The 15,603-nt window shown below is 63.3% G+C and carries 14 protein-coding genes and 1 pseudogene; 1 reads left to right on the forward strand and 14 read right to left on the reverse strand.

Annotated features, from left to right (window positions below; translation table 11 throughout):
- Window positions 1-54: 54 nt before the first annotated feature.
- The 12 genes and pseudogenes from AB4Y32_RS17705 to AB4Y32_RS17760 form a co-directional block, all read right to left on the reverse strand.
- Complete coding sequence (locus tag AB4Y32_RS17705) at window positions 55-1,656, reverse strand: peptide chain release factor 3 (RefSeq protein WP_368722580.1); 1,602 nt, start codon at window positions 1,654-1,656, stop codon at window positions 55-57.
- Window positions 1,657-1,924: 268 nt separating this feature from the next.
- Window positions 1,925-2,899 carry a fimbrial protein gene (locus tag AB4Y32_RS17710; protein ID WP_368722581.1) on the reverse strand — a complete coding sequence of 325 codons (975 nt, stop codon included), beginning with the start codon at window positions 2,897-2,899 and terminating at the stop codon, window positions 1,925-1,927.
- A 42-nt stretch (window positions 2,900-2,941) separates the two neighbouring features.
- Window positions 2,942-5,563, reverse strand: coding sequence for a fimbria/pilus outer membrane usher protein (locus AB4Y32_RS17715; protein ID WP_368722582.1), 2,622 nt, complete (start codon window positions 5,561-5,563; stop codon window positions 2,942-2,944).
- Between the two features lie 233 nt (window positions 5,564-5,796).
- Window positions 5,797-6,537, reverse strand: a complete 741-nt coding sequence (locus AB4Y32_RS17720; RefSeq protein ID WP_368722583.1) for a fimbria/pilus periplasmic chaperone — start codon at window positions 6,535-6,537, stop codon at window positions 5,797-5,799.
- 77 nt (window positions 6,538-6,614) lie between these two features.
- Complete coding sequence (locus AB4Y32_RS17725) at window positions 6,615-7,184, reverse strand: fimbrial protein (protein ID WP_368722584.1); 570 nt, start codon at window positions 7,182-7,184, stop codon at window positions 6,615-6,617.
- Window positions 7,185-7,539: 355 nt separating this feature from the next.
- Window positions 7,540-7,761: pseudogene (locus tag AB4Y32_RS17730) on the reverse strand (MFS transporter); the annotation flags it as partial.
- 532 nt (window positions 7,762-8,293) lie between these two features.
- Entirely contained in the window at window positions 8,294-8,584 is a 291-nt protein-coding gene (locus AB4Y32_RS17735) for an H-NS histone family protein (RefSeq protein WP_368722585.1), read from the reverse strand.
- 124 nt (window positions 8,585-8,708) lie between these two features.
- A complete protein-coding gene (locus AB4Y32_RS17740) occupies window positions 8,709-9,908 on the reverse strand; it encodes a serine hydrolase domain-containing protein (RefSeq protein WP_368722586.1) in 1,200 nt (399 codons plus the stop codon).
- A gap of 56 nt (window positions 9,909-9,964) precedes the next feature.
- Entirely contained in the window at window positions 9,965-10,168 is a 204-nt protein-coding gene (locus AB4Y32_RS17745; RefSeq protein ID WP_368722587.1) for a hypothetical protein, read from the reverse strand.
- A 359-nt stretch (window positions 10,169-10,527) separates the two neighbouring features.
- Window positions 10,528-10,806: a hypothetical protein gene (locus AB4Y32_RS17750; RefSeq protein WP_368722588.1), complete on the reverse strand. Its 279-nt coding sequence runs from the start codon at window positions 10,804-10,806 to the stop codon at window positions 10,528-10,530.
- Between the two features lie 73 nt (window positions 10,807-10,879).
- The gene (locus AB4Y32_RS17755) at window positions 10,880-11,470 is read right to left on the reverse strand and encodes a BON domain-containing protein (RefSeq protein ID WP_368722589.1); all 591 of its coding nucleotides are present in this window, start codon (window positions 11,468-11,470) and stop codon (window positions 10,880-10,882) included.
- A 73-nt stretch (window positions 11,471-11,543) separates the two neighbouring features.
- Window positions 11,544-13,013 (reverse strand): sigma-54 interaction domain-containing protein, encoded by a 1,470-nt coding sequence (locus AB4Y32_RS17760; RefSeq protein ID WP_368722590.1) that lies wholly within the window; start codon window positions 13,011-13,013, stop codon window positions 11,544-11,546.
- A gap of 331 nt (window positions 13,014-13,344) precedes the next feature.
- On the opposite strand from AB4Y32_RS17760, the gene AB4Y32_RS17765 reads away from it, so the two are divergent.
- On the forward strand, window positions 13,345-14,748 hold the full coding sequence (locus AB4Y32_RS17765) for a GntP family permease (protein ID WP_368722591.1): 1,404 nt from the start codon (window positions 13,345-13,347) through the stop codon (window positions 14,746-14,748).
- Window positions 14,749-14,956: 208 nt separating this feature from the next.
- Here AB4Y32_RS17765 and AB4Y32_RS17770 read toward each other — a convergent pair whose 3' ends face one another.
- Complete coding sequence (locus AB4Y32_RS17770; RefSeq protein WP_087736651.1) at window positions 14,957-15,196, reverse strand: DUF2442 domain-containing protein; 240 nt, start codon at window positions 15,194-15,196, stop codon at window positions 14,957-14,959.
- A 101-nt stretch (window positions 15,197-15,297) separates the two neighbouring features.
- Entirely contained in the window at window positions 15,298-15,552 is a 255-nt protein-coding gene (locus AB4Y32_RS17775) for a DUF6723 family protein (RefSeq protein WP_087736484.1), read from the reverse strand.
- Window positions 15,553-15,603 lie beyond the last annotated feature (51 nt).

Below are 15,603 nucleotides of genomic sequence, written 5' to 3' on the forward strand. Positions count from 1 at the left end.
TTTTGTCATTTCGCGGCGGCGAATCGTGGGGCAAACCGTACGATTCGCGCGCGGTTACATCGCTTTCCTGAACGGCGCGCCGGAATGCTCGCGCAGCTCGTTGAACACGATCTTCGGCCAGGCCTTCTGCGCGACTTCGATTTCGGAGATGTGCGACGCGAGGTACGTCGGCGCTTCGGCGGCATCGTAAGCGATACGCGGCGAGTACGAATCGCAGAAGCGGCGCAGCTCGGCGGCGTCGTCGCACGTCACCCAGCGCGACATCCGATAGCGCGCCGGCGACATCCGCACGTCGACCTTGTATTCCGTCGACAGCCGGTGCGACACCACTTCGAATTGCAGTTGCCCGACAGCGCCCAGAATCATCAGACCGCCGACGACGGGCTTGAATACCTGGATCGCGCCTTCTTCGCCCAGTTGCTTCAGCGCTTCGCCGAGCTGCTTCGCGCGCATCGGATCGACCACTTCGACCGTCTGGAAGATTTCCGGCGCGAAGAACGGCAAGCCGACGAATTGCAGCAGTTCGCCTTCCGTCAGCGTATCGCCGAGACTCAGCGTGCCGTGATTCGGAATGCCGATGATGTCGCCCGCGTACGCTTCGCTCACCGTTTCGCGACGCTGCGACAGGAACGTCACGACGTTGTTCGCGCGGAACGTCTTGTTGTTGCGCGTGACCTTTAGCGCCATGCCGCGCTCGAAACGGCCCGAGCACACGCGGATGAACGCGACGCGGTCGCGGTGCGCGAGGTCCATGTTCGCCTGCACCTTGAACACGACACCCGTGAACTTCGGCTCGTCGGGCTGCACGGGGCGCTGCACCGTCATCCGCGCGGACGGCGGCGGCGCGAGATCGACGAGCGCGTCGAGAATTTCCTTCACGCCGAAGTTGTTGATCGCCGAGCCGAACAGCACGGGCGACTGCTGGCCCGCGAGAAATTCGTCGCGATCGAAGCTGGGCGTCGCGCCCGTGATCAGCTCGATCTCTTCCTTCGCGCGCACCCACGCGTGGCCGAAGCGGCGCTCGCCTTCCTCGTCGCCGGGCGCACGCACGGTCTCGACTTCGCCGCCGAGCGTGTCCTGTCCCGCGCGGAACACGCGCACCTGATCGTTCTGGACGTCGTAGACGCCCTGAAAGTCCTTGCCCATGCCGATCGGCCAGGTGAACGGCACGGCCGACACGCCCAGATGCTGTTCGATTTCGTCGAGCAGATCGAGCGGCTCGCGCACTTCGCGGTCGAGCTTGTTGATGAACGTGACGATGGGCGTCTTGCGGCTGCGGCACACTTCGAGCAGCTTCAACGTCTGCGCTTCGACGCCGTTCGCGCCGTCGATCACCATCACGGCGGCATCGACGGCCGTCAGCACGCGGTAGGTGTCTTCGGAGAAGTCTTCGTGGCCCGGCGTGTCGAGCAGATTGATCACGCAGTCGCCGTACTCGAACTGCATCACCGAACTCGCGACGGAAATGCCGCGCTGCTTTTCGATCTCCATCCAGTCGGACGTCGCGTAGCGGTTGCTCTTGCGGCCCTTCACAGTGCCCGCGATCTGAATCGCGCCCGAGAACAGCAGCAGCTTTTCGGTGAGCGTAGTCTTACCCGCGTCCGGGTGGGAAATGACCGCGAAGGTACGGCGGCGTTTGAGTTCGGAAACTGACATCGTGTGAGGCGGTTAGGAGTTCGGGCTGGGCGTGCGGCCCGCCTGCCTGCTTGGGATTTCGCGGCAGCGCGACCGGAATATGGCCATAACGCGCGCGCAGTATAGAGGGCAGAATCACCGGTGTCGGGCAGCGCCGGGACTGAATGATACACGCCATGCCACCGTCGAGCGCGATTTGCCGTTTAGCGAGCGCCAGCCCAGCCCTCCGGAGGACTCTCCTCCGCTCACTGTCAGGGGGATCGGCAACCGATGTGGCCCGTGGACCAGCCTATTGATAGCTCATCGTAAAGATGGCTGTCGCGCGAACACTGCCGGCCTTGGCCGCCGGCGCACCCACACGATAGTACTGTGCATAAAAGGGAAACGACATATTGCCCGTCGTGCTTGATGTCAACGTCAGGGGCGAGCTGAGTGTAATCGGAGTCTGTGTGGAGTCGAGCAATTGAACTCCCACGCCCTGCGCCGTACCGAGATTTCCGAGAACCGAGGCGACCCCTGAATTGCCCGATGTCGAACTGAACGTAACGGCAACCTTCACGCCAGACTGGCAGCTCAAACCAATCGAAAAACCTGTTTTCGCGGCGACGGACCCGGCCGTCGGAAACATCGAAGGGCTGACCGTCGCAAGCGGGATGGTCTGGTTTGCAGTGGCCGCAGTTACCGAACACGTCACGACGCGCACTTGCGTACCATTGGCAATGGACATCGCGCTGGAACCGTTGTTCAACACGTACCCGGTGTTCAAAACGCCCGTGTTGTACGAGGCGCCCGAGATCGAACCACTACTTACCGTTCCTGTCTTGACCAGTTCGAATGAGCCGGACACGTTGAAGCTGCCATCCGCACCCGTGTACCCCAGCGACGAGCTCATCGAACACGCTCCTGTACCTACCATCGGATTTCCATTGGCGTCGCGCATTCTCATACCGATGCCCGCGACATTCGTCGGATAGACGCCCGTCATACCGGGCACGGCGGTTCCACTCGGCGGACACGCGACAATCGGCATGTTGTAAAGCGAATTCAAGGAGCACTTTCCGATGATCGTGAACGCTCGCACAGTACCCGGAATGACGTCTCCGACCGCCACGCTGGCTGACACAGCCACGGAGCCATAGGTGAATGTCGCCGGCAAGCCGGTCGACGTCGGGCATTCAGCATGGGCCTGACTGGCGAAGCCAACTACCAGCGTCAGCATTGCAAATACGCGCACGAGCCGGCGCAACGTGTCATTGATGTTCATGACGTCATCCGTTATCAAAATGATATTTGCAGATCTGATCGATCAATCGCGTGCAGCCAAAGCCGGTGCAGTGCCCGCGCAATGCGACTCCACCGACGTATAAGCCGCACCCGCCTTGTCACCCTTCACTGGCAACGAATACTTCACGCTGCACTGCTGGCCCGGCTCGTCGCCCCACTTCACGGTCAGCGAACCGTTGTCCTCCAGACCGCGCGCAAAAATCCGGCTGTCCTGCGCGACGACACCCACGTTGCGACCTCCGGCATCGACCACATCGGCACCGAACGGCAGCGTTCCACCGCCCAGTTGCGGCGCATGGATCAACGCCGCGCGGCCCGTCACGGTCTTGTACTTCAACATCACGACCGAGCCGAGACGCGGCACGGCGCGCTCCGAAGTCGATTCGAATTCGACATCCGTCGATGAGCCCTTCGGATCGAGATCCACCGTGTTCATGCCGTAAGGCATCAGGTACGGCACGACCGCATAGCCATGCGAATCGACCTTCACGCCCGTTGCGCTCGACACCATCGCGCCTTCCGCGCCCTTCGCCTCGACGATGCCGAACGTGTCGCCGACCGTCTGCGAGAACGTCACGCCGCCCGGATGCGCGACGATCGAGCCGCTCACGCCCGCCGACATCTGCGACGACTGCGCGCCGCCGCTCGCCGACGCCGTCACCTGCGCATACGGCGCGCGGTACACGCCGCTCACGCCTGCACTGGCGTTGACGGCCTCGCTCGAACCCCGGCTCACCGTGCCGTAAGCGTTATACGAGTACTGGTTGTTTTCGCCCGCCGTGCCGCCGATGCTCGCCTGCATGCTCGACGTGCCGCTGCCCACGTTCAGGTTCGTCGACAGCATGGGCGCGTGCTGCGTATGACCGAGCGGGATCGTCGTGCTGACCATGATCTCGTCCGACAACGCGCCATCGGAATTGCGCGTACGGCTCGCCGTCACGCTGTACGTGCCGTACTTGAAACCGCTCGAATAGCCCGCCTGATAGAACAGGTCGTGCCCCGGGCGATTCCAGTAGTGCTGCGACGACACCGTGGCGAATACCGATCCGTGGCCCTTCAGATTCTGGTTGACCGTCAGTTGCAGACGTCCGCGCTCGCGATAGGCCGCATTGATGTTGCCGCCATGGATCGCGTAATCGCGCGTTCGGGCGGCGTCGGCGAGGTTGAGATAGTCCACACCCGAATAGCGATAGGCGGCGACGGCGATGTTCGTGTCGGTCGGATCGATGAACTTGCTGTAGCCGATATGCAGGCTCTGGCCTTGCTGCGTCGCATAGCCCGGCACCTCCGTGCGCGCCGACGTGATGTCGGCAGCGAACGCGCCCAGCTTCGTGTTGAACGCCGCGCCCACATTCGCCGCCAGATAGCCGTTCGACGCAATCGCGCCGCCGTACAGCGTCACGAGATTCGTGAGCCCGCGCTGCAGCGTGAACTGCGTGAAGCCGGGCTTCGTTTGCAGCGAGCTGCCGCGTAGCTGGCCCGCCGTGACGGCGAAGCGCGTCGTGCCCGGACGCAGCGACTGCGCGACGGATGCATAAGGCACGGCGAAATTCTTCGTGCGTCCATCGGCTTCCGTCACCGTCACGTCGAGATTGCCGCCGTAGCCGGTCGCATACAGATCGCGGATTTCGAACGCACCCGGCGACACGTTCGTTTCGTAGATCACCTGTCCGTTCTGGCGCACCGACACGCGCGCATTCGAATCGGCCGTGCCGCGCACGACGGGCGCATAGCCGCGCAGCGATTCCGGCAGCATGCGATCGTCGGTGGCGATCTGCGCGCCGCGAAACGACACGCTGTCGAACACGTCGCCCGTGGTTTGCGCGTCGCCGAGCGTCACTTGCGAGCGCAGCTTCGTGACGTCGTGCTGAACGTAGGTGGCGATGTTGTCGAACTGCGTCGGCTGCCCCGTCGATGCCGTCACCGACGACTGATGCCTGAAATGCCATGCGCCGATGTTTACGCCGGCGTTCAGGCCGAGATACGCCTGCGTCGAATGCAGGCCGCCGCTATTGGACTGGTAGGCGTTCGCGTTGTAGCTGAGAAAGCCCGCATTCACGCCGTTTTCCCACAGCTCCGGCGGCACGTAGCCGCGCGCCGCATTGCGCATGTATTTCTGCGGAACGAAGAGCGCCAGCTTCTGTTCGGTGAAGTCGAAATCGACGGTTGCGCCCGGAACGAACGCGCTCAAATCAACGCATTCGTCGGCTGTTGACTGCGCCGCGCCTCGCTGCCTGTCCGCCCCGATCTTCTCGAAGTCGATACCCAGTCCTTCCAGCATCTTGCGCGACAGGCACGCATGCGCGCTATCGCCCTCGTGCGCGGCGACGAAGCGCACGCTATCGTGCGCCACGCGGTTGTCGTTGACCCAGACGTCGACCGTATAGGCACCCGGCGACACTACGTTGCCACGCGCAAAACGAGCTACGTCGACCCGCTCGCCCGGATCGACTTGCAGGAACGTCGTGTCGAATGCAACCGTGCCGTTCGATTCAGCCGGCTCGGCCGCGTCCGCATGCGCCGAACCCGCACAACCGATCACCGCGAATACGGAGAGCACAACTGCCGTGACGGGATTCAGCACGAACCAAGCCGCCGGTTGCCCAGTAGGAGCTTGCGATTGTCTGGAATGCGAATGCTTCATGACGTGCCGACTTCGATTGCTGTGAAACGGAGGTCTCTCGATGGGTGCGAATCGATGCTATGGATCTACGAGATGGAAATACTCAGCGCGACTCCGATCTCTAAACTGCTCTGAAGCCGCGCGCACAAAGGCGCAGCGCGCACCGCGGAGTGACGCGCACCGGCTTTTACGAGGCAATTGAAGGCATTAGGCGTCCTGAATGCGGGCGCCTCGGTAAGGCAATGAGTTCGGCGTTACGGCGTGAGCGTCGCGTCGCCTTCGATCGCGCCGCCAAAGTCGTTGATGGCGACGTAGTGCACTTTGGCCGACTGCACACCGGCCATCTGCGGCACGGGGATGATCTCCTTGCCGTGCGGCGCGACCATGCCGCCGCTTTCGTTCTTGAATGTGCGTCCATTCGACGTGACGTCGATCTCGCTGAACGACACGTGCCACGCAGTCGGATTGGACACGGCAAGCGCCTGGCCCTTGCCTTGCGGCGCCGGCACGACCTTCCAGTCCAGCTGGCGCGGCGCTTCTTCCGGCGAGCCCGGCAATTTTCGCGGACGCACGAACACCTTGATCCGCGTGCGATAGGCGAGCTGCAGCGTGTTCGCGTCCTGCGTCGCGTCGGCTTTCGGCGGAATGTCGAGCACGTTGAGCCAGTACACCGACTCACGATCCTGCAGCAGTGCCGCGCCGCTGTACATGACACGCAGCGTCTGCGATTTGCTCGCGTCCATGCGGAAAATCGGCGGTGTGATCACGAAGGGCGCGTTGCCGGCACCGGGCTTTGCGTCGGCGTTGCCGTCGTCCATCCAGACCTGAACCAGCGACGGCATGCGGCTGTCGTTGTTCAGCTTGACGGTCACTTCGCGCTGATCGAGCGGATACACGACACGCGTGCCGCCGACCGTCACGCTCGCATGGGCCACGCCCATCAACAACGCGCTCATCGAGCCCAGCGCCGCCATCCATCGATACATCGCTTTCATCGCCTTGACCTTTGATCCCGTTCCGACATTCATCCGTCATCAAGGCGCTTGCTGACGCAAGCGCCTTGTACCGCGCGTTACTGGTATTGCATCGTGTACTGCACGGTCGTATTGACGCTGCCCGCCTGCGCCTTGCCCGTCGCGTAGTACTGCGCGAAGTAGTTCAACACGGCCGCACCGCCGGAGATCGTTGCGCCGTTGGTGGCGATCTCGTTGTTGGTGCCCGTGAGGACGTTGATCGGCTGCATCTGCGCGTTCAGGAGGCGCACTTCGACGTTCTGCGCGGGCGATGCCGAAGCCTGGTTCGTCAGATAACCGCTGCTCTGGTCGACGGTCGGGCCGTTCTCGAAGTGCGCAACCGCCTTCGTCGCGGCGCCCGAGCAGCCGCTCAGCGCCAGCTTGATGTCGCCGAGGTTCGACGTGCCGGCGACGGCACCGGCGCTCGCCAGCGAACCCGTCGGGACCGTCGGCAACGTCGTCGTCACGTTGGCGGGCGACCCGCTTGCCACGCCATTGATCGAGCAGGTCGTGTCCGACACGGCGCCGTTGACTGTGATCGTGCCGTCGGCGGCGTGTGCCGTAATCGACATGAGGCTGACGACGCCCGTAGCAACGATGACCGCTGCGGAAATGATGCGTTTTTGCATTGAATGCTCCCGATATCTAAATGAAGAACAACGTGGTTTGTGAAACTCAGCGGACTTTAGTGTCGTCACGTCGCACCGCTGGCCGATCAGCAGCGCCCGCTTGTCCATTTCGTCGGCGCCCTGCACGAACGAAATCCTGGAAAGGTCGACATCGAGAATCGCTCATACAAGTCCCAAAAAATTGAGATGCGCTACGGTGATGTCCGACACGAAGGAAAGCTTAAAAAGCTCGAGCCGATGAAGCATTAGAAAAAATTCGAAAAATCCCGACAGGCGGCAAAAAAGCAGAAAGCCCGAAGCCCCACAACGGGGCTTCGGGCTCATGCCGAAGAACCGAACCGGTACGCGCGAACCGCTACGCGCCGCTCGCCAGGTTCAGCGTCAGATGCTTGGTCTCGGACGCCCACGCAATCGACACGATCATGCCGACGAGCAGCACCGAGGCCAGCGCGAGCATCGTCGAATGAAAGCCGAGCCGCGCGATGCCGAGCGGCAGCAGGAATGTGCCGACGGCCGAACCGAGCCGGCTGCACGCGATCGCGAGACCGACGCCGCACGCGCGCGCTTCCGTCGGGAAGCCATGAATCGATGTTTTTTGATCCGGGGTATGAGGCGGGCTCAACTCCGGGTTTCCACTGAGCGAGGGTTATCGGCGAATGGCAAGGGTTGAGGTGAGCGTTTTCGGGAGATGCGAAATGCGGTGGCCAATGTGGCCTGGCGCAAAGCCGACGCGCGATCGTCATGCGCCGTTTGCATCAACAAAACCGGAAGAAGCAGCGGGCGGCCGCGCTTTCAACGGCACGCGCAAGCGCTTGTCGCACAAGGCTTTTCAGACGACCGCGCGGACTGGGCAAAGCGTGAGCGTAACTACTTCGACAGGCCATTCGCGCGCCGCGCGAATGTCGACCTCGCGAGCCTCGACGCGAACCGATCACATAAAGGTGAGGATTTTCGGGATGCCGCAACGGTGCGCGCGGCACCTATGCATTCGCTCACTGCACGTCTGACTCAGACAATGAACGATGCCGCTGCGGGACAAGAAGAACTGGGACGAAAGAAATCGACGCGCCTATGTGCGCGTCATACATTGGCGAATAGCCCGGCGCAACTCATGCGCCGATCAAAAACTTCTCGCGATTCTTACCCGCGAGCCAGGCCGGCGCGCGGCCACGGCCGCTCCAGGTTTCGCCCGTCTTCGGATTGCGATACTTCGGCGGCAGCGCGGCCTTGCGCGGCGCGTGCGCCTTGTCCGAGAACCCGAGCTCTTCGGCCGTGATGCCGTACTCGGCGATCTTCTGTTTGATCTCGGCGATCGCCTGCGTGACTTCCTGCTCGCGCGCCTGTTCCATCTCCTTCTGGAGCTTTTCGAGTTGCGCGGTCAACTGTTTGTATGTGGCCATCTGGCAAGGTCTCCATGCATGTCCGTACGGCAACTGTGACCGTATCGGACGTAAAAAGTGCCGGGTAGGAGTGTAGTGCCGTCAGAAAAGCATCGGTAGTGCGCGTTGTCAAAACATGACGAATTTAGTCGTCGATCGCATCGTACAGACGACGCTCGAACTCGACGACCATGTCGAACGGTTCGACGGAGCGCCGCTGGATCAACATCTGGCCGATCATGTTCTCGACGGGATCGGCGAACCAGCTTGTGCCGAATGCGCCTGGCCATCCGAACGATCCCGTCGACCGATAGCCGAGCGGCAACTGCTGCGCCGGATCGTCGACGATCGAAAGCCCGAGGCCGAAGCCTTGCCCCGACCACTGCACGTGTCCGATCGACGGCATCCGGCGCTGGTCGCGCGCGAGAAAATTCGTGCGCATCAGATCGACGGAACGATGCGACAGCAGACGCACATCGCCGACGCGGCCGCGTCCGAGCAACAGCCGCGCGAACTGCAAATAGTCTTCCGCCGTCGACACGAGCCCGCCGCCGCCGCTCTGAAAGCGCCTTGGGTTGGCCCAGCGGCTCGCTTGCGGACGGTCTTCGACGATGCGCCGGCGCGAGCCGGGATCGATCGCGTAGGCGGTGGCGAGACGCGAAAGCTGCGCATCGGGCACGCAGAACGCCGTGTCGCGCATGCCGAGCGGCTCGAAGATGCGCGTGCGGAAGAAGTCGCCAAGCGCGAGGCCGCTAATCCGTTGGATCAGCACACCGAGCACATCCGTTGCGATGCCGTAGTGCCAGCGCGAGCCGGGATGAAACATCAGAGGCAGCGTCGCGACGCGCGCGAGCCACGCATCCGGCCCGTGGCCCGAATCGAATCCGTTGAACACGGAAGCGTAGGCATCGGCGAGCGGCCCCGTCGACGTGAAGTGATACGCGAAACCCGCGCGATGCGTGAGCAGATCGAGCACCGTGATCGGCGCGCGCGACGGCTCGGTTTGATCGAGCGCGCCGGCGGGATCGCGCAGCACGCGCGGCGCGGACAGTTCCGGCAGCCACTGCGCGACGGGCGCATCGAGCGTGAGGCGGCCTTCTTCGACGAGCATCATGATCGCCGCGCTCGTCACCGGCTTGGTCATCGACGCGACGCGAAACAGCGTGTCGCGCTGCGTCGGCAGACGCCCAGCTTCGTCGCGCCAGCCGCGCGCGTCGAAGAGCCCCGTCTCGCCGTTGCGCCACGCGAGCGTGACGACGCCCGCCACTTCGCCGCGATCGACATAGCCTTGCATTGCATCGGTCAACCGGGCAAGACGCGCGGCCGAGAATCCTGCTCTGTGCATCGACGGTCCTCGTGGGCAGTTGGCAAGGCACGCATCGCGCGAATGGCGCAGCGCGCTCAGCGCTTGCAACGAACTTCGAGTGCGTGCAGTGCGTCGCTTAGCTTTTGAACACGCCTGACCTGCGACGGCACCTGCGCCGCCAGCGACACCGAATTGATCCGGCTGCGCCAGTATGACAGCGGAATGCCGTCGGCAGCCGAAATGCGCGATATCACGTGTTCGAGGTGCTCGATATCCTTTTCGATCTGTTCGTGATTCATTGCCTTCCCCGTGGTCCCTCGCAAGCCGTTATTGGATAGCACGAAATATGCAGCAGAAAATCTCGTGCGACCTGGTCTCTCTCTCTCTCGTTGTGCAGTCGCACGCTTTCCGAAAATCGGATGAGCCGCGTGTCTGGTATCCAGCGCCGCTGAATCCCGCCGCATTCTTTACCGGGCAATTTATACGAAGAGATCGTTGCGTTCCGTTAGGTGCCGCACGGAAATACTTCGCGCCGCGTGCCGGTGCAACGTTTCGAAGAAGTGTGTGCTACGGGGAGATCGCGGGCTGCGCGCGCTGTCCCGTGTCGCGAGCGAAACCAGCTACGGTCGAGGAAAACTGAACGGGAAAAACGCGCCGCTCACTTCCTGCGGCACGCGTACAACAGGCTGCGTACGCCGTTGTTGGTCGTGGTGCGCATCGTATCGAACGCGCCGCCGCACATCGCCTGCGCCTGCTGCTCGCAGTTGTCCGAGCCGGCCGGGCACTGGACCAGCGTAGTCGGCCGGCCGTCCGGCGAGAAGAGGGGCGGCGCGCTGCTGCACGCGGCGAGCGCGCCCGTCATCGCTAGCGCGGCGGCAAGCGACGCGCCGCGGACCCAATGCGCCGGGCGCGCCGCGAATGTATGACTGCGTTTCATGGAAGACCCCGTTGGCTGCTTGTTTTTCGACGAACGCGATTGTGCCATGGCCGCCTTGCGTTGCGTCGTCAGGCTACTGCGGCTGTGCATCGGACTTTATGTCTGGCTGTCGGTCGGGCTCCGCAAGCGTCTTGTAGGGCATCGCCCCACGCGTGCCCGTCGCGATGCGCACAAAAACCTGTTCGACATCGGGTATCGCTTCCAGTTGCTGTTGCAACGCGTGCCTGTCGAACGATGCGGGCGCGCATCCTTCCGCGTAAACGAAGCGGCGCTGCACGGTGATCCACAGGCTCGTGCCGTCGAACGCATGCGGATTCGTGAAGCGCGCGTGGATGGCGTCGGCGATCTCCGGGTCGTACATGTACGAGTTCGGCTTCGTGCACTTGTGCGCGAGCCAGCACGTCGTGCCGCGTTCCGCGCGATAGTGCGCGTCGTCCTCCATTTGCGCGCGCGTCATCATCGGACCCAAGGGCACGGGGCAATCGGCGATCGCATGCGAGAGCGCGAAGAACGGATCGTTGTACCAGTTGCGCCTTTCCGTCGATGGAGCAGCCGAAGCACCCGAACCAGCCATCGGCGCCTGCTGCGCATGCAGCGCACTGCAAGCCGCGCTCGCGATGAACAGCATGATGCCCGCACTCATGCCCGCGCCCCGGCGTGTCATGGCCTTGTCTCCTTGCGTCGTGCTTTCCGTGTCGAATGACGATCGTACTGCGCAGCGCCGCTCGCGGCGAGCCTCACACGTCGATGCCGTAAGCCGCGATCTTCTTGTACAGCGTCGCGCGCCCCATGCCGATGCGCGCGGCCGCTTCCGTCACGCGTCCGTTGCAGGCGCGCAGCGCATCGCAGATAAAGCGCTTTTCGAACGCGGCCATTGCATCGGCCCACTGCTGCGGCGGCGCATCGTTCGACTTGGCGGTCGCGGCCGATGCCTCTTCCGATACCGATGCTGGCGGCTCGAACGCAGCCTGTCCGCGCAGCGGCCCGATGAACGGCGCGAGCGCGCGCGCATCGATGCGCTCGCTGTCCGACAGCATCACCGCGCGCTCGAGCGTATTGCGCAACTCGCGCACGTTGCCGGGCCAGTCATACGCGCAGAGCAGCCGCAACGCGTCGTCTTGCAGTTCGAAGTGACTGCCGCGCACCTGCGTCGACAGATCTTCGAGGATCGTATACGCGAGCGCTTCGATATCCGTTTGCCGCTCGCGCAACGCCGGCGCGCGGATCGTCAGCACGTTGAGGCGGTAGAACAGGTCCGGGCGGAAACGGCCCTCGGCGACGAGCGCGGGCAGATCGGCCGACGTCGCCGCGATGATCCGCACGTCCGCGCGCACGATGCGATTCGAGCCGAGCGGCTCGAATTCGCGGTCCTGCAGCACGCGCAAGAGCTTGCCTTGCAGCGGCAACGGCATATCGCCGATCTCGTCGAGAAAGAGCGTGCCGCCGTCGGCCAGCTCGAACTTGCCGACGCGGCCCTTGCGATCCGCGCCCGTATAGGCGCCCGCCGCCGCGCCGAAGAATTCGACTTCGAGCAGCGCATCGGGAATGGCCGCGACGTTGACGGTGACGAGCGGCTTCGTCGAGCGCGCCGACGCGCCGTGTATCGCGTGCGCGAGCAGCTCCTTGCCGGTGCCCGTTTCGCCGAGCAGCAGCACAGGCGAATCGACTTGCGACGCACGCCGCGCCTGGCGCTTCACTTCGAGGCTCGCCGCGCTCGTGCCAACGAAGCTCCCGAACGTGTACTTCGCGCGCCGCGCCTGCGCGAGCGACTGGCGCGTCGCGATCAGTTCCTGCTGCACGCGCGAGTAGTGCGAGAAAAGCGGCGTGAGCGCCTTCATTTCGTCGAAGAGCGCGAAGCCGACGGCGCCGACCGTCTTGCCCGCGTCGTCTTTCAACGGCAGGCGCGTGACGACGAGCGGCTCGCGATCCGTTTCGAGAATGTCGAGCAGGATGGGCTTGCCCGTCATCACGACTTCGCGCATCAGGCTGTTCGGTATCACCGCTTCGCAATCGCGGCCGATCGCCTGCTGCGGATCGGCAAAACCGAAGCGCGCCGCGTAGCGCTTGTTGATCCACACGACGCGCGCATCGGCATCGACGATGAACGTGCCTTCGCTGAAGTTTTCGAATGTGCGGAAAAGCGAGTCCATCGCGCGGCGCAGGACGTCGCTGTAGGTCGCGGGCAAGCCCGACCAGTCGTTCATCATGTTGACGCTGTCTCCGTGTAGTCTTTATTGTGGTTGTCTCAATTTGTGGACAGATTATCTCAAGATCGAGACCTGCAACAACCCCACTGATAGGGTATGCTTCGCCGCATCGAATCCGACGGACGGAAATTCGTCTCGCATTTGAGACGATTCTGTACATTCGTTCGAATCGCCGCGCTGAAAATGTGGCCGGTGGTACGCCTGTCAATAGCCCGTCATGCCGTCGAGCCGCGTCTGACGGGCATGGCACGGAATCTGCGTCAGCGGCGCCGGCCGTCGCGCCGAACTTCGCGCGCGTCCACGGTAGAACAACCAAGCTTTGGAGACTCAATTGGCTTTTTTCATCGTCCTCGCCGCCCTAGCGTTCCTGATGTTTGCCGCGTATCGCGGCTACAGCGTGATTCTCGTCGCGCCCATCGCCGCGCTCGGCGCAGTGCTGTTCGTAGATCCCGCTGCCGTCGCACCCGTGTTCACGGGCATCTTCATGGAGAAGATGGTCGTCTTCGTGAAGCTGTACTTCCCCGTGTTCCTGCTCGGCGCCGTGTTCGGCAAGGTGATCGAACTGTCGGGCTTCGCCGCGTCGATCGTGCATTCGGCGATCCGCTATATCGGCCGCTCGCGCGCGAACGCGGTGATCGTCGCGGTCTGCGCGCTGCTGACATACGGCGGCGTCTCGCTCTTCGTCGTCGTGTTCGCGGTGTATCCGTTCGCGGCCGAGGTGTATCGCCAGAGCAATATTCCGAAGCGCCTGATGCCCGGCGCGATCGCGTTGGGCGCGTTCTCGTTCACGATGGATTCGCTGCCGGGCACGCCGCAGATCCAGAACATCATTCCGTCGACGTTCTTCAAGACGACCGCGTGGGCCGCGCCCGCACTCGGCATCGCCGGGTCGCTGTTCATCATCGTCGTCGGCCTGACATTCCTCGAATGGCGCCGCCGCTCGGCAATGGCGAAGGGCGAAGGCTACGGCACGTCGCTCGTCAACGAGCCGGAACGCGTCGAAACCGACCGGCTGCCGAATCCGCTGCTGGCGATTGCGCCGCTGATTCTCGTCGGCGTCGCGAACTTCGTGCTCACGCGGATGATTCCCGACTGGTACGGCGCGAGCTACACCGTTGCGCCCGACGTGCTGCCGGGCAACCACGGCGCGGCCGTGACGGCGACGATCAAGTCGGTCGTTGCGATCTGGTCGGTGGAAGGCGCGCTGCTGCTCGGCATTCTGCTCGTCGTCATCACCGCATTTGGCCGCGTGCAGGAACGCTTCGCATCGGGCACGAAGGCGGCTGTCGGCGGCGCGTTGCTGGCTTCGCTGAACACCGCGTCGGAGTATGGTTTCGGCGGCGTGGTCGCGGCGCTGCCCGGCTTCCTCGTGGTCAGCGATGCGCTCAAGAGCATTCCGAATCCGCTCGTGAATGCGGCCGTGTCTGTCAGCTCGCTGGCGGGTATCACGGGATCGGCGTCGGGCGGCATGAGCATCGCGCTCGCGGCGATGTCGGATCTGTTCATCAAGGGCGCGGAGGCCGCGCATATTCCAATGGAAGTGCTGCATCGCGTGGTCGCGATGGCGAGCGGCGGCATGGATACGCTACCGCACAACGGCGCCGTGATCACGCTGCTGGCCGTCACGGGGCTGACGCATCGCGAGTCGTACCGCGATATCTTCGCCGTCACGGTGATCAAGACGCTCGCTGTGTTTTTCGTGATCGCGCTTTACTACGCGACAGGTCTGGTTTAAGGATTGACGGCGTCAGGGCGTGTGGCTCGTGCGCCTTTCATGTTGTCATCGAGGCGACCCTTGGGTCGCCTTTTGTTTTGCGATCAATAACGGCTTTGCGTTCAGCGCCGCGCACAATCAGCCGCTTTCGGGGCGCTGCCGCTCGCGGCGCGTCCTCGCATTCGACACACAGCCGCGCGTTCGCGCGAAAGCGAAAGGGTCGCTGCCGCTAATGGCGCATCGACTCCGGCAGCGACAACAGCAACGCGGTCACGTCCATGTCCTCGTCGAGCTCGGGCCAGAAGAGCTGCTGCTTGTCGAGCGAAATGGCGAAGTGCTCGCGCTCCGCGTCGGTGGCCGCGGCGAGCGTCGGAAACCAGTTGAGGGGAAATTCGACGGCACGGCCGTCGGACAGGTCAAGAAACAGGTGTGCACTGTCGAAATGCACATCGACGGCATCAGCGCGCATGATCGTCTCCGGCAAGATCCAATCAAACGATAGTCGGGCGATGCGCGCGCTTCAAGCGCATTGCGCGGGGCCTGAACAGAATTTCGCCGGCGCCCGCGCGCTCACATTTCGGGCCGCGCGAGATCGCCTTCGACGATGTGTTCGCCGTACACCTGTGCCGCCGCGAGCGCTTCCTCTTTGGTTGGAAAAGGGCCGAGATCGGGCGCGCCGTCGAAGGGAAACAGCAGACGTCCGTCCGTCTTGCGCACGACGCGCAGCACGCCGAAAAAGCGCCGGTAGCCAGCAAGCTTCGAGCCCGCGCTCACTTCGAAATCGCTCTCGCTCTTGCCGGGGACACTGGGAATGAAACCGCTCATGATGACTTCTTGAATGCGTAATCTGTCGTACAGAAAGCGCTATTTTCGCAT

The sequence above is a fragment of the Paraburkholderia phymatum genome, assembly GCF_040965635.1.
Classification (GTDB): Bacteria; Pseudomonadota; Gammaproteobacteria; order Burkholderiales; family Burkholderiaceae; genus Paraburkholderia; species Paraburkholderia phymatum_B.

Excerpts from the sequence above, each read along its gene's own strand:
- AB4Y32_RS17705 (WP_368722580.1), bottom strand. The coding sequence starts at position 1,656 with ATGTCAGTTTCCGAACTCAAACGCCGCCGTACCTTCGCGGTCATTTCC.
- AB4Y32_RS17710 (WP_368722581.1), bottom strand. The coding sequence starts at position 2,899 with ATGAACATCAATGACACGTTGCGCCGGCTCGTGCGCGTATTTGCAATG.
- AB4Y32_RS17715 (WP_368722582.1), bottom strand. The coding sequence starts at position 5,563 with ATGAAGCATTCGCATTCCAGACAATCGCAAGCTCCTACTGGGCAACCG.
- AB4Y32_RS17720 (WP_368722583.1), bottom strand. The coding sequence starts at position 6,537 with ATGAAAGCGATGTATCGATGGATGGCGGCGCTGGGCTCGATGAGCGCG.
- AB4Y32_RS17725 (WP_368722584.1), bottom strand. The coding sequence starts at position 7,184 with ATGCAAAAACGCATCATTTCCGCAGCGGTCATCGTTGCTACGGGCGTC.
- AB4Y32_RS17735 (WP_368722585.1), bottom strand. The coding sequence starts at position 8,584 with ATGGCCACATACAAACAGTTGACCGCGCAACTCGAAAAGCTCCAGAAG.
- AB4Y32_RS17740 (WP_368722586.1), bottom strand. The coding sequence starts at position 9,908 with ATGCACAGAGCAGGATTCTCGGCCGCGCGTCTTGCCCGGTTGACCGAT.
- AB4Y32_RS17745 (WP_368722587.1), bottom strand. The coding sequence starts at position 10,168 with ATGAATCACGAACAGATCGAAAAGGATATCGAGCACCTCGAACACGTG.
- AB4Y32_RS17750 (WP_368722588.1), bottom strand. The coding sequence starts at position 10,806 with ATGAAACGCAGTCATACATTCGCGGCGCGCCCGGCGCATTGGGTCCGC.
- AB4Y32_RS17755 (WP_368722589.1), bottom strand. The coding sequence starts at position 11,470 with ATGACACGCCGGGGCGCGGGCATGAGTGCGGGCATCATGCTGTTCATC.
- AB4Y32_RS17760 (WP_368722590.1), bottom strand. The coding sequence starts at position 13,013 with ATGATGAACGACTGGTCGGGCTTGCCCGCGACCTACAGCGACGTCCTG.
- AB4Y32_RS17770 (WP_087736651.1), bottom strand. The coding sequence starts at position 15,196 with ATGCGCGCTGATGCCGTCGATGTGCATTTCGACAGTGCACACCTGTTT.
- AB4Y32_RS17775 (WP_087736484.1), bottom strand. The coding sequence starts at position 15,552 with ATGAGCGGTTTCATTCCCAGTGTCCCCGGCAAGAGCGAGAGCGATTTC.